Here is a 13,077-nt window from a genome sequence, read left to right as displayed (position 1 = left end):
ACTAAGTACATGTGATGTACGACGTACACGAAACTGAGGTCCTGATCGTGGGCGGCGGTCTGGTCGGGCTGTCCGCCGCCCTCTTCCTCGAGTGGCACGGTGTCCCCGCCGTGCTGGTGGAGAAGCGGGACACCACGTCGCCGCAACCCAAGGCCCGCCGGATCAACCTCCGGACGATGGAACTGTTCCGCCAGGTCAACGCCGAGGCCGACGTGATGGCCGCCGCGGCGGCACTCGCGGACTTCGAGGGGATGGCGGCCGGCCGGACGCTCGTGGAGGCGGAACCGCTCTCCTGGGGGCACGGCGAGGACGACCCGGCACCGGAGATCTCACCGTCCGACTCCTGCCTCTGCGCCCAGGACACCCTGGAACCCGTGCTGCGCGCCCTGGCGACCGAACGCGGGGCCGACCTGCGGTTCGGACACCGCGTGCTGGAGGTGGTGGACGACGGCACCTCCGTCACCTCCACCGTCCGCGACCCCGACGGCCGCGTCGGTGCCATCCGGGCGCGGTACCTCATCGCGGCGGACGGCGCGCACAGCCCGATCAGGGAACGGTTGGGCATCGCCAGGAGCGGGCGAGGGACCCTGGGGAGGTCCACCAACGTCTACTTCGAGGCCGACCTCTCCGCGCAGGTGCGCGGCCGGGAGTTCAACCTGTGCCAGATCGAGCACCCCGAGGTGCCGAGCATGCTGCTCACCGTCGACGGGGTCCGGCGCTGGCTGCTCATGGCCGACCCGGCCCCCGGCCGGGACCACGCGGGTTGGGCGCGGGCGGTGCGCACCGCGACCGGAGTGCCCGACCTGGACGTGCGCATCCTCAGCGCCCTCGACTGGGAACCCGGGATGTTCGTCGCGGACCGCTTCTCGGCCGGGCGGATCTTCCTCGCCGGCGACGCCGCCCACGTCATGCCCCCCTACCTCGCCGCCGGTGCCAACACCGGCATCCAGGACGTCCACAACCTCGCCTGGAAGCTCGCCCGGGTGGTCTCCGGTACGGCTCCCCGATCCCTGTTGGACAGCTACCAGGTCGAGCGCCACTGGTTGGGGTGGCTCACCGCCGACCAGGCCAGCGCGCAGACGGCGAACCTGCGCCAACTGGGCGTGGAGTCAGGGGACGGCACCCCGTCGCACGACCCCGTGGCCCTCCTCATGGGCTACCAGTACCCGGCCGGCGCCTTCGTCCCCGACGGCTCCCTCGCGCCGCTCGACCGGTTGGGGCTCACCGGGCAGCCGGGATCGCGACTCCCGCACCACAGGCTCGGCCCGGACCGGTCGGCCCTGGACCTCGTCGGCAGGGGACTGACCCTGCTCGGCGCCAGCGACACGTGGGAGCGGGCCGCGTCCGCCACGCCCGGGGTCGAGCACCGCCGGGTGGACGACCCGGCCTGGGCCGCGAGCGTGGGCATCACCGGCACCGGAGCGCTGCTGGTGCGCCCCGACCACGTGATCGCCTGGCGCTGCCCGACGGCACCCCGGGACCCCGCCGACACCCTCCCCGACGTGGTGGCCGCGGTTCTCAGCGGTCGGGGCTGACCCCAGCCGGTCGCGACCCGGGTGACCGGCGCGCGGTCGGTCCGCGAGGACCGGCCGCCCGGCGCCCGGCTCGGACCACCGGCCGCCTTCCGCCGAACCCCCGAACCGACCGGCCTCGGCGGGTGGGGGCGGTCGCCCGGTCCCGGCGGGGCGGGACGACTCCGGCCGGCGGAGCACCGGCCGACCAGGAGGCCCACCGCCCCGTCCGTCCCCCTTCGCGGGTGGGGGCACCCCGCCGGAGGGCGGTGATCACCCTCGGTGCTCGTTAGGCCGGTCGGGCAGTGTGGCACAGATCTACCCCCAACTACTTGCGGGCGGACGTTTCCGTTCGGTTTACTCATCGCGACAGCCCATCCGGAGCGGCCGAGAGACCTGGCTCGTTGACGCCGCAGCAACCACCCGTTCGCGGGCAGGTGCTAACGCCAGGATCGATGGAGCGAGCATGTTGATCGCCACCGCCCTGACCCGACGACGCGTGGTCGACCACGGCCGCCGGACCACGTCCGGCTGTCCACTCATGGGCAGCTGAAGGACGTCACCGGTCCCGCGGAACACCCCTGGTCCTCGTCTTCTTCCTGACCATCCCACCCGTACCGCCGCGCCCTCGCGCGCGGTCGCGTGTGGCTGGCTGCCGTCGTGTGGAGCGAACAATGATCACTGTCGAGAACCTCACCAAGAGCTTCCCCGGTAAGGGCGAGCACGTGCTCGCCCTGGACGGTGTCTCCCTCAGCGTCCCGGCCGGAACGGTCTGCGGCGTCGTCGGCCCGAGCGGCGCCGGCAAGTCCACCCTCGCCCGTTGCGTCGCCCTGCTGGAACGCCCCGACCGGGGATCGATCCGCGTCGAGGGCGTCGACCTGGTGGCCCTGCGCGGCCGTGAGCTGCGGGACGCGCGTCGCCGGATCGGCGTCGTCCCCCAGGGCGACTCCCTGCTGCGGCAGCGCACCGCCGCCGGCAACGTCGCCCTCCCCCTGGAGAGCGCCGGGGTGGCCGCGCCGGCCCGGCGCGCCAGGGTCGCCGAACTGCTCGACCTGGTCGGCCTCACCAACAAGGCCGGCAGCTACCCCGACCAGCTCTCCGGTGGCCAGCGGCAGCGCGTCGCGGTCGCCAGGGCGCTGGCGGCCAGCCCCTCGGTGCTGCTCGCCGACGAACCCACCTCGGCCCTCGACCCGGAGACGACCGGCTCGGTGCTCGCGGTGCTCGACCGGGTGCGCTCCGAGCTCGGGGTGACGGTGCTCGTGGTGACCCACGACATGGCCGTCGTCCGCCGCATCTGCGACGATGTCGCGGTCCTGGAGGGAGGGCGGGTCGTCGAGCACGGCAAGGTGCTGGACCTGCTCACCCAGCCAGGCAGCCGGATCACGGCCTCCCTGCTCCCCGAGGTCGACCAGGCCGGCACCACGCCTCGCGAGATCGGCCAGTACGACGTGGTCGCCGAGGTGGTCCTCGTCGGGTTCGCCGCCGTGGGAGCCCTGCTCCCCGAGGCGGCGCACCGCCACGACGTGGAGCTGGCCATCCTGGGCGGTGGGCTCACCAGGCTCGGTGAGACACCCGTCGCCCGCTTCAAGATCGGAATCAACGGCGAGCGCTCGGAACGGGCGCTGAGCTGGCTCGCGGAACGGGACGCCGTCATCCGCCGCGCGCCACGCGATATCGGAGGACTTGCCGCGTGAGGGAACCCACCCCGTGGGACCGGGTCTTCGACCTGGTGATCAGTGCCACCGGGGACACCGTCTACATGGTCGGCATCGCCACCCTGCTCGCCGCCCTCGGCGGGATCCCCCTCGGCATCGTGCTGCACATGACCTCGCCGACAGGGCTGTCCCCTCGGCGGATCACGCACCGCGTGCTGGGAGCGGTGGTCGACGTCGGCCGCTCGCTCCCGTTCGTGGTGCTCCTGGTGGTGCTCAGCGCGTTCACCAGGGCGCTCGTGCAGACGACCATCGGCCCCACCGCGGTCATCGTGCCGCTCACGGTGGGGGCGGTGCCCTTCGTGGCCCGGCTCGTGGAGTCGGCGTTGCGGGAGGTCAACGTGGCCGTCGTGGAGGCGGCCATCACCACCGGGGCCAGCAGGCTCCGCCTCGTCCGGAGCGTGCTGCTCCGCGAGGCGGGGCCCGCCCTGGTCGCGGCGATCGGAGTCACGGCGGTCACCCTGATCGGCTACTCGGCGATGGCCGGGGTGATCGGCGGTGGCGGGCTCGGTGACCTCGCGATCCGGCACGGCTACCAGCGCAACGACGAGCGGATCCTGCTGGCGTCCGTGCTGGTGCTCGGCGGGCTCGCCTGGCTCACCCAGCTGACCTCGGACTTCATCGCACGCACCATCGACCGTCGACGGTCGGCGTTGCGGGTGTGACACCCGCGCCGCCCCCGCCACCGGGGAGCGGCACACCAGCAAGTACACCCGTGCCGGGGACGACCATGCCCGGGCGCGGCAGACGCGCCTGCCCACGGGCCGGCGCCAGGAGAGAGGAAACCGGGAGTGCGACACCGTTCCCTGACCGCCGTCGCCATCGCGGCCGCCGCCGTCACCACGCTCGCCGCCTGCGGGAACAGCGAGACCGCGTCCGACGGGGGCGGTGACACCGACACCCAGGCCCCGGTCACCGCCGACGGTCCGCTGCGCGTCGGCGCGTCCGTCACCCCGCACGCGGAGATCCTGAACTTCGTCCAGGAGGAGTTGGCCGCCGACGCCGGCCTGGAGATCGAGGTCGTCGAGTTCACCGACTACGTGCAGCCGAACACGGCGCTGCGGGACGGGTCGCTGGAGGCCAACTACTTCCAGACGATCCCCTACCTGGAGCAGTTCACGCTGGACCACGGTGGCGACTACGAGTGGGTCGAGGGCGTGCACATCGAGCCGCTCGGGCTCTACTCGGAGTCGGTCGACGACGTCGACGACCTGCCGGACGAGGCGGTCATCGGGCTGGCCAACGACCCGGCCAACCTGACCCGCGGCCTGCGGCTGCTCGCCGACAGCGGTCTGATCACGCTCGCCGAGGGCACCGAGGACAACGCCACCGAGCTGGACGTCGAGGACAACCCGAAGAACCTGCGCTTCCAGCCGCTGGAGGCGGCCCAGCTGCCGAGGAGCCTCGCGGACACCGACGCGTCGGTGATCAACGGCAACTACGCCATCGACGCCGGCCTCAACCCGACCGAGGACGCCATCCTCCTGGAGGACGGCGAGGAAAGCCCGTACGCGAACGGCCTGGTCACGCTGCCCGAGCTGGTGGACGACGAGCGCATCCAGCAGCTCACCGAGCTGCTGCGTTCCGAGGAGGTCCGCGAGTTCATCGAGGGGACCTACCAGGACGGCAGCGTCGTCCCGGCCTTCTGAGGCCAGCCCTCCCGTCGGGAGCGGTCATGACGTCCGTGCGGCCGTGACCGGAGCCCCCTCGGGAGCCGAGGCGCGATGCCGGCCCGCGTCCGCCGGATACCCTTTCCTGGTCGTGGCCCTGCTGGTTCACGTCCAGGGCTGGTGACGAGTCGTCCATCCCTCTCGGGGGAGGGGATGGACGACGAGCCCCCGAAGGGCGGGGGAGCCAGCCGCCGGACGCGGTCGAGGCAGCTCGTCGGGCCGCGCGTGCCTGGGAATGTCCCACCGTCGCTGTGATTCGACTCACCGCCCCCGGGTCGGCCGGGCGGCTCCTGCCCCGGTTCCGCGTCGGCCGCTGTTCGGGTGGATCTCGACGCCGTCGGTTCGGTGGACACCTCGTCAGGGCGGCCGGCCGCCGCCCGGACGGCCCAGCGCAGGGGACGAGCACGAGGAACACCGTTCGGAGGACGCCTGGACGCCCGGCGCGATCGTTGGCCGATCGTGGCCACCTGCCCGTTCGGGCTACCCGAACCGAGCGGTCGGCGCGGCGAGGCAGCGCGGTTCCGCTCTACGGAGAGTGATCCTCACCGGTTCGGGGGCGGAAGATCGGCCAAACGCCCGTAGGCTGCAAGGGTGCTGGCAGTAGTACCGCCCCCGGTGACCGTTCGAGCCCCGGCCAAGGTGAACCTCCACCTCGCCGTCGGTGACGCGCGGGACGACGGCTACCACGAGTTGGCGACGATCTTCCAGGCCCTGTCGCTGACCGACGAGGTCACCGTCTCCGTCGCCGACGAACCCGGGCTCGACGTGACGGGCGAGGGAGCGGACACCGTCCCCCTCGACTCCTCGAACCTGGCGTGGCGGGCCGCCCGGGCGCTCGCCGAGCACGTCGGCCGCGACCCGGACCACCTGAAGGTCAGGATCGACATCCGCAAGTCCATCCCGGTGGCGGGCGGCATGGCCGGCGGCAGTGCCGACGCGGCGGCCACCCTCGTCGGGTTGGTCAACCTGTGGCGGTTGGAGATGGGGCGGGACGAGCTGTCCGGTGTCGCCGCGACCCTGGGCAGCGACATCCCCTTCTCCCTGCACGGCGGCTACGCACTGGGCACGGGGCGGGGTGAACGGCTGGTGCCGGTGTTGTCCCGGCACACCTTCCACTGGGTCATCGCCCTCGCCAGTCGGGGTCTGTCCACCCCCGACGTCTTCGCAGAGCTGGACAGGCTGCGCCGGGAGGGCTCGCCGCCCCGGGTTGGTGGCGTGGAACCGGTGCTGGAGGCCCTGTCCTCCGGTGATCCGCTCCAACTCGCGCTGCTCCTGGGCAACGATCTCCAGGCGGCGGCGGTCTCCCTCCGTCCCGCCCTGCGCCGCACGTTGCGGGCCGGGGTCAACGCGGGAGCCGTGGCCGGCATGATCTCCGGCTCCGGCCCCAGTTGCGCCTTCCTGTGCACCGACGGCGACTCCGCCGTCCGGGTCGCCGCCGAGCTCTCCGGGGTCGGGGTCTGCCGCACCGTGCGGGTCGCGCACGGTCCTGTCCCGGGCGCCAGGGTGGTCAGCAGCGAGGACAGCCCGCGCCCTACCCCACCCCAGGTGCACGCCTGATCCGACCGGTCAGCGGTGGCGAGATCCCGCTCCCGGGCTCGGGCACGCCAGGGCGGCGTGCCGGAGTGGTCCTCCGCCCATCCCCCGGAGGGGGCGCGGGAGCGTCGACCACCGTCACCTCACGTCGATATCACCTGAACGTCGCAATTGATCGAAGTTCACTGCGCGGCGGGCACCCGATCTGTTTGGCTGCTGTGAACAGGGGGCGGGTCGCCGACGCCGGCGGGCACCGGACCCGGAGGGGGAGGAGCCCCGCCGGGTGGTGTTCGGCGTGGACAAGGGGATTCGTGCGAAGGGGACCGGCCACGCGCTGCCCGCTCCCGGCCCGGTGGGCCCTCCTCCAGGTCTCGGCCCGCCCACCGAGCCACCGCGACCAGACCAACCGAAACGGCTGACCATGTCCTTCTCGTTCCGACTCACCGCGCAGCAGTACGACATCCTCTGGGAGGACGGTGGCCTCGGCCGCCACCCCTACCCCTTACGGGTCAGGTCCCACGGCGAGACCATGGACGAGCGCGCGGAGATCCGCCGCCGTGTCTACAACCAGCTCGCCGCCTCCGGCCTCGGGGACGGGATTCGCGCCAACACGGAGGTCGAGGACGCCCTGCTGATGATGGCCCGGCCACCGTTGGCCGTCGACATGATCTGGATGACCGACCTGAAGGAACAGGGCGGGCACCAGGCCCTGCTGGTCGCCGGGAACGGTGAGGTCGGGTATCGGGTCCGGGGGGAACTCGGGGGTGGCATCCGCGTCGAGGAGATCAGGGCCAGCAGCCTCGTCTACTCGGCGTTGGCCCTGTTGCCCGAGGCGCCGGCGGCGTCGATCCCCTCGGTCACCCTGCCGATGCCCGCCGCCGAGCCGCGCCCGGCGCCGACGGGCCGGCACCGCCGGGACGACGAGATCGACGAGGACCACAGCTTCCTGGAGCAGGACCGCCCCCGGGCGGCGGGAGCGCAGAGCTCGGCTGTGCGGACCCTGGAACGGGTCTTCGAGAAGCCCCGGCTCCGTACCGGCCAGATCGGGATCACCGTCCGGGACCGGCTGGGGCGCACGACCAAGGCACCCCTGATCCAGTGGTCGGACACCGAGGACGGGCGGATCGTCAACCAGGTCTCGGAGTCCCCGAACGGGCGGGTGGCGAACTTCTTCGGCGCCGACCACCGGAGGTTCGCCCAGAAGCTCGGGGAGGCGATCACGGCGCTCCGCGAGGGGCGGTGACCGGCCGGCGCCCGAGCGGACCGGGGGAGGGGCGGTGGGCCCCTCCCCGCCCGGGGTCGCCGACCGCCCCGGCCGAGGGGCCCGGCCGCCAGCCCTCGAAGGTCCGGGGCCGGACGCGACCCTCCCTTGCGTAGGCTCGGAGGGAGTGACGGCACGGAACGTGGCCGCCGTCGGCGTCCTCCCCCGCACGGGGAGGTGGGCCGGGCGGCCGGAAGCACGGAGCGGCTCAACGCATGGTGAACCTCGTCAACCTGGAGGACGTGTCCAAGTCGCACGGGGTGCGGACCCTGCTGGACCACGTCTCGCTCGGTGTCTCCCGCGGCGAACGCGTCGGCGTGGTCGGCCTCAACGGTGGTGGCAAGACCACGTTGCTCGAGGTGTTGGCCGGCAGTGAGCCCCCCGACTCGGGCCGGGTGAGCCACGTGTCCGACCTGCGGATGGCCGTGGTGACGCAGCGCACCGAACTGGCCGAGGCGTCGACCATCCGGCAGGCCGTGCTGGAACCCCTGGGATTCGCCGCCGAGCACGAGTGGGCGGCCGACCCCAGGGTGCGCTCCGTGCTCGGCGGACTGGGCATCACCGACCGGGGGTTGGACACGCGCATCGGCACGCTCTCCGGTGGTGAACGACGCCGAGTGGCGCTGGCCGCCGCGCTCGTCCAGGAGCTCGACCTGGTGGTGCTGGACGAGCCCACCAACCACCTCGACGTCGAGGGTGTCCGTTGGCTGGCCGAACACCTCACCGCGCGCCGGTGCGCGCTCATCGTCGTCACCCACGACCGCTGGTTCCTCGACACCGTCTGCACCCGGACCTGGGAGGTCGTCGACGGCCGCGTCGAACAGTACGAGGGCGGCTACGCGGACTGGATCTTCGCCAGGGCGGAGCGCGGGCGGCAGGCCCAGGCCGCCGAGGACCGGCGGCGCAACCTCGCCCGCAAGGAACTCGCCTGGCTGCGGCGTGGCGCGCCCGCCCGGACCTCGAAGCCCCGGTTCCGCATCGAGGCCGCCGAGGCGCTGATCTCCGACGTGCCGGAACCCAGGAACTCGGTGCAACTGCTGAGCTTCGCGAAGCGGCGGCTCGGGCGGACCGTCCTGGAGATCGAGGACGCCGACCTGCGCGTCGGGGAGCGGTCCCTGCTGTCGCGGGTCACCTGGCGGATCGGTCCTGGGGACCGCATCGGCCTGGTCGGGGTGAACGGGTCCGGCAAGACGACCCTGCTGCGGCTGCTGGCGGGGGAGCGGGAACCCGACGGTGGCCGCCGCCTGCGGGGGCAGACGGTCCGGCTGGCCCACCTGCGGCAGGAACTGGACGACCTGCCCGGTGACCTGCGGGTCCTCGAAGCCATCGAGGAGATCGCCCAGCGGATCGTGCTGGGCAAGCTGGAGCTCGCGGCGTCCCAGCTCGCCGAACGGCTCGGGTTCCCCAAGGGGCGGCAGTGGACCCCGGTCTCGGACCTCTCCGGCGGTGAACGCCGTCGGCTGCAACTGGCCCGGCTGCTGATGGCGGAACCGAACGTCCTGCTGCTCGACGAGCCGACCAACGACCTCGACATCGACACGCTCCAGCAGCTGGAGGACCTGCTCGACTCGTGGCCGGGAACCCTCGTGGTCGTCTCCCACGACCGCTACCTCGTGGAACGGGTCTGCGACCAGGTGGTGGCCCTCTTCGGCGACGGAGTGATCACCGACCTGCCCGGGGGCATCGAGGAGTACCTGCGTCGACGCCAGGAGGACCTGGACTCGGGCCGGGGCGGTGGCGGGACGACCTCCTCGGTCTCCCCGGCCGGCGGCGGGAAGAGCGCCGCCGCGAAGGCGACGGCCGCCGAACAGCGCGCCGTCCGCAAGCAGCTCGCCAAGCTGGAGCGTCGGCTCGACACGCTGACGGCGAAGGAGGAGCGGATCAACGACTCCATCGCCGAGGCCGGCAGCGACCCGCACCGCCTGACCGAGCTCGACACCGAACTCCGCAAGGTCGTCGCGGAGAAGGAGGAGGTCGAGCTGGAGTGGTTGGCCGCCGCCGAACTGGCGGAGGGCTGAGCCGGGCGCCGGGAGCATGAGGGGCGCGTGGTGCGCGCCCGCCCACGTGGTCCGGAGTCCCCTCCTCGGGGCTCCGTGCTCGGTCGCGTCCCTGGCCAGGGGCGGAGCCGTGCCGCCGGTCCGGTCTCCGACGGAGTGCCGGCGCGATCCAGCTGGCATGGCATGCCGTGGTGGGGCGCCCATTCCGCGGCAGCGGTCCCCGGGGCGAGGGCGGCCGGTCCGCTCGACGTCCCCACGGCGTCGACCGTTGGCCGGCCGGCCCGCGTCCGCCCCCGCCATCCCCGGGCACCTCTCGGCGCCCGGGTGAGCAGCCGCCGGTGGCGTCCGGCGCGGCCAGGCCCGTCGATCGAGATGACTCCCAGCGAGTGCGCCGTCGAAGACCGCCCAGCACGTCGGGGACGCTGACCCCTCACGGCGAACTCGCCCCCGCGCTGGCTCCGTTCAGTCGTGCCGAGACGCCGGGGACGCCCCGGTGGAGTACTGGTCGATCGTGTTCTCCACGCTGTCGAGCAGGCGACCGAGGACGCGGTCGAAGTCGACGCCGTCGTCGAACGCGCCAGCCTGGTAGACCCGCGTCATCGTCGGATAGCGCTCGACGTCGAAGTAGGTCACCCAGAAACCGCTCCACTCCTGCCAGTACTCGCCGTACCCCTGGCCGGTCTCACTGCTCTCCGCGGCCTCGCGCGCGGCGGTGGAGGCGAGGCCCCAGACGAGCCCGTTGACGAGTTCGACCACCTCGACCACCCGATGTTCCGGCAGTCCGGTGTCGATCAACGTGCGGAGCCCGGCCTCGTCGGCGTCGAGCACGTGCGGTGCGAGCGGAAGCCGGGTCCGGTTGAGCGTGAGCATCCACGGATGTCGTCCGAGCAGCGCGTGCAGCTGCCTCGCGTACTGCTCCAGGGCGGGACGCCAGTCGGCCTCCGGGTCGGGGAGCTCGAAAGCCTCGTACGCGCGGTCGATCATGAGGTCGACGAGTTCGGTGCGGCCGGGCACGTAGGTGTACAGGGACATGGCGCCCACGCCGAGCCGCGCGGCCACCCCGCGCATCGAGAGCGCCTCGAGTCCGGACTCCTGGACGAGGCCGATGGCCGCGTCCACGACCGCGGTGAGGCTCAGCCGCGCCCGGCGCCCGAGCGGGGACGGCGTGGGGCGGTCCCACAGCAGGGCGAGTCGGCGGGCGACCTCCGCCGTGGACCTCGGCACCGCCTCGGGCGGCGGGCAGGCGCTCGCGGGCTCCGATGTTCCCTGCCCCGTCGGAGCGGACGTCGGTCTCCTGTCAGTCACGCGACCAGCCTCCCAGACGTCGTGCCCGGATCGCACAATCCTCGTGGCAATTCCCGTACATCGTATGTTAATGTCGCTCGTCATTTTCGGTACACCGTACGCGAATGAAGGTTCCCATGATCCACACTGAGGGTCTGACCAAGACCTTCCAGCGGGGGAAGCAGCTCGTCCACGCGGTGAAGGGGGTCGACCTCGACGTCGCGCCGGGCGAGCTCGTCGCCTTCCTGGGGCCGAACGGAGCGGGCAAGTCGACCACCCTGCGGATGCTCACCACCCTGCTCAGCCCGAGTTCCGGTAGTGCGAGGGTGGCCGGGGCGGACGTGCGCACCCAACCAGCCCTCGTCCGCCGCCGCATCGGCTACATCGGCCAGGGCAACGGCGCCGGGCACAACTACCGGGTCATCGACGAGCTGCGCGCCCAGGGCTCGTTCCACCGGCTCGCGCCGGCCGTGTCCCGCGAGCGCGCGGCGGAGCTCCTGCGCGCGCTACAGCTGAACGGGCTCGAGAAGCGCCCCGTCATGAGCCTCTCCGGCGGGCAACGTCGTCGCCTCGACGTCGCGATGGGTCTGATGAACCACCCGCCGCTGCTGTTCCTCGACGAGCCCTCCACCGGCATGGACCCGCAGGGGAGGGCGAACCTGTGGGAACACATCATCCGGATGCGCGATGACCTCGGCATGACGCTCGTGCTCACCACGCACTACCTGGAGGAGGCCGACGACATGGCCGAGCGCGTCATCGTGATCGACCACGGCACGGTCATCGCCGACGACTCGCCGGGCAGGCTCAAGCTCGACCACGCCGACGACGTGATCACCCTGACCTTCGGCGCCGTGGACGAGGCCGACGTGGCGAAGCGGGCGTTGCGGGCGGACCAGCGCTACGCCGACCGCTTCGAGGAGCGGGCCGGGGAGGCGGTCGTCCTCGCGACCGACCACGGCGCACGGCAGCTGCCGGGCATCCTCCACCTGCTGGAGGCGGCGGGAGCCCGCCCGGAGGCGGCGGCGATCCGAGAGGCCACGCTCGACGACGTCTTCCTCAACCTCACCGGCCGCAGCCTGCGCGAGGACGACACCCCCGACGCGGCGGAGGACGGCTCGGCGGCGGCCAGGACCGCGAACACCACGGACGGAGCGGATGCCGCATGAACGCCCAGACGATCGAACACGTGCACGCCGCCGACGAGGACGGCACGGGCGGCCGCATCGGTCGCTTCCTGAGCGACACGCGAGCTGTCTTCACCCGCGAGATCGTGGTCGTGCTGCGTGACCCGTTCTCGTTGGTCTTCTCCCTGCTCCAGCCGTTGGTGTTCCTGGCCCTGTTCGCGCCACTGCTGGGAGGCATGGTCGGCGGTGACGGGATCGGCGACGCGAGCGCCCTGGAGTGGTTCCTGCCCGGAGTGATCGTGATGATCTGCGTCTTCGGCACGGGCATGACCGGGTCGAACCTCCAGTACGAGATGCAGACCGGGTCCTACGAGCGCATCCTCGCCTCTCCGCTGTCCCGCGCGTCCATCCTCACCGGGCGCGCGCTCAAGGAGTTCGCGCCCCTGGTCGTCCAGGCACTGGTGATCACGCTGGTAGCCGTACCGCTCGGCGTCACGCCGCATCTCGCGCACGTGCTCGTCGGGATCCTCCTCCTGGGAGTGTTCGGCATCGGCCTCGGCGCGCTGTCCTACGCCCTCGCGATCGCCACGCGCGGGAAGGAATGGATGTTCTGGACGGTGCAGCAGTCACTGACCTTCCCCCTGCTCCTGCTGTCCGGGATGATGCTCCCGTTGGAGACCGGCCCGGACTGGATGCGGACCGTGGCACGGTTCAACCCGCTCACCTACATCGTCGACGCCGAACGAGAGCTGTTCATGGGCACCTTCGCCTCGTCCACCGTCCTGTGGGGCGCGGTGGCGGCGGCACTGACCTGCGCGGGTGGGCTGGCGGTCGGGATCCGGACGATCCGCCGCTCCGCCCGGTAGCCCGCGAAGCGCGGTCCCGGCCCCGGGGGGGTTGCCCCGTTCCGCACCCGTCACCGGTAGTCCGGCGGAAGCTGACCGGGACCGGACCCCGGCTCGGGGTGTCACCGCGTGTCGAC

Annotated in this window: 10 protein-coding genes and 1 riboswitch; of the genes, 9 read left to right on the top strand and 1 reads right to left on the bottom strand. The window is 72.5% G+C overall.

Annotated features, from left to right (window positions below; translation table 11 throughout):
* The first annotated feature begins 14 nt into the window (after positions 1 to 14).
* The 7 genes from G443_RS13505 (at position 15) to G443_RS13475 (ending at position 9,705) form a co-directional block, all read left to right on the top strand.
* Positions 15 to 1,535 carry an FAD-dependent monooxygenase gene (locus G443_RS13505; protein WP_026417415.1) on the top strand — a complete coding sequence of 507 codons (1,521 nt, stop codon included), beginning with the start codon at positions 15 to 17 and terminating at the stop codon, positions 1,533 to 1,535.
* 347 nt (positions 1,536 to 1,882) lie between these two features.
* Positions 1,883 to 1,973: riboswitch (SAM riboswitch) on the top strand.
* A 212-nt stretch (positions 1,974 to 2,185) separates the two neighbouring features.
* Positions 2,186 to 3,205, top strand: a complete 1,020-nt coding sequence (locus tag G443_RS13500; protein ID WP_026417414.1) for a methionine ABC transporter ATP-binding protein — start codon at positions 2,186 to 2,188, stop codon at positions 3,203 to 3,205.
* Positions 3,202 to 3,888, top strand: coding sequence for a methionine ABC transporter permease (locus tag G443_RS13495; protein ID WP_016697053.1), 687 nt, complete (start codon positions 3,202 to 3,204; stop codon positions 3,886 to 3,888). The genes G443_RS13500 and G443_RS13495 overlap by 4 nt, the downstream gene beginning before the upstream one ends.
* A gap of 126 nt (positions 3,889 to 4,014) precedes the next feature.
* Positions 4,015 to 4,872 (top strand): MetQ/NlpA family ABC transporter substrate-binding protein, encoded by an 858-nt coding sequence (locus G443_RS13490; RefSeq protein WP_026417413.1) that lies wholly within the window; start codon positions 4,015 to 4,017, stop codon positions 4,870 to 4,872.
* A gap of 612 nt (positions 4,873 to 5,484) precedes the next feature.
* Entirely contained in the window at positions 5,485 to 6,450 is a 966-nt protein-coding gene (locus tag G443_RS13485; protein WP_026417412.1) for a 4-(cytidine 5'-diphospho)-2-C-methyl-D-erythritol kinase, read from the top strand.
* Positions 6,451 to 6,847: 397 nt separating this feature from the next.
* Positions 6,848 to 7,669, top strand: coding sequence for an ESX secretion-associated protein EspG (locus tag G443_RS13480; RefSeq protein WP_155886023.1), 822 nt, complete (start codon positions 6,848 to 6,850; stop codon positions 7,667 to 7,669).
* Positions 7,670 to 7,902: 233 nt separating this feature from the next.
* Complete coding sequence (locus tag G443_RS13475) at positions 7,903 to 9,705, top strand: ABC-F family ATP-binding cassette domain-containing protein (protein WP_026417411.1); 1,803 nt, start codon at positions 7,903 to 7,905, stop codon at positions 9,703 to 9,705.
* Between the two features lie 441 nt (positions 9,706 to 10,146).
* On the opposite strand, the gene G443_RS13470 is transcribed toward G443_RS13475, so the two are convergent.
* Entirely contained in the window at positions 10,147 to 10,989 is an 843-nt protein-coding gene (locus G443_RS13470; protein ID WP_162147265.1) for a TetR/AcrR family transcriptional regulator, read from the bottom strand.
* Between the two features lie 116 nt (positions 10,990 to 11,105).
* On the opposite strand from G443_RS13470, the gene G443_RS13465 reads away from it, so the two are divergent.
* Positions 11,106 to 12,137, top strand: a complete 1,032-nt coding sequence (locus G443_RS13465; RefSeq protein ID WP_051313334.1) for an ABC transporter ATP-binding protein — start codon at positions 11,106 to 11,108, stop codon at positions 12,135 to 12,137.
* The gene (locus G443_RS13460) at positions 12,134 to 12,961 is read left to right on the top strand and encodes an ABC transporter permease (protein WP_081715205.1); all 828 of its coding nucleotides are present in this window, start codon (positions 12,134 to 12,136) and stop codon (positions 12,959 to 12,961) included. The genes G443_RS13465 and G443_RS13460 overlap by 4 nt, the downstream gene beginning before the upstream one ends.
* Positions 12,962 to 13,077: the final 116 nt, after the last annotated feature.

This window comes from Actinoalloteichus caeruleus DSM 43889, from assembly GCF_000429185.2.
Classification (GTDB): domain Bacteria; phylum Actinomycetota; class Actinomycetes; order Mycobacteriales; family Pseudonocardiaceae; genus Actinoalloteichus_B; species Actinoalloteichus_B caeruleus.
This window is presented reverse-complemented; position numbering and strand designations above follow the sequence as displayed.

What these genes read in the sequence shown, in the direction of transcription:
- G443_RS13465 (WP_051313334.1), top strand. Translation starts at nt 11,106, where the DNA reads ATGATCCACACTGAGGGTCTGACCAAGACCTTCCAGCGGGGGAAGCAG.
- G443_RS13480 (WP_155886023.1), top strand. Translation starts at nt 6,848, where the DNA reads ATGTCCTTCTCGTTCCGACTCACCGCGCAGCAGTACGACATCCTCTGG.
- G443_RS13460 (WP_081715205.1), top strand. Translation starts at nt 12,134, where the DNA reads ATGAACGCCCAGACGATCGAACACGTGCACGCCGCCGACGAGGACGGC.
- G443_RS13505 (WP_026417415.1), top strand. Translation starts at nt 15, where the DNA reads ATGTACGACGTACACGAAACTGAGGTCCTGATCGTGGGCGGCGGTCTG.
- G443_RS13500 (WP_026417414.1), top strand. Translation starts at nt 2,186, where the DNA reads ATGATCACTGTCGAGAACCTCACCAAGAGCTTCCCCGGTAAGGGCGAG.
- G443_RS13475 (WP_026417411.1), top strand. Translation starts at nt 7,903, where the DNA reads ATGGTGAACCTCGTCAACCTGGAGGACGTGTCCAAGTCGCACGGGGTG.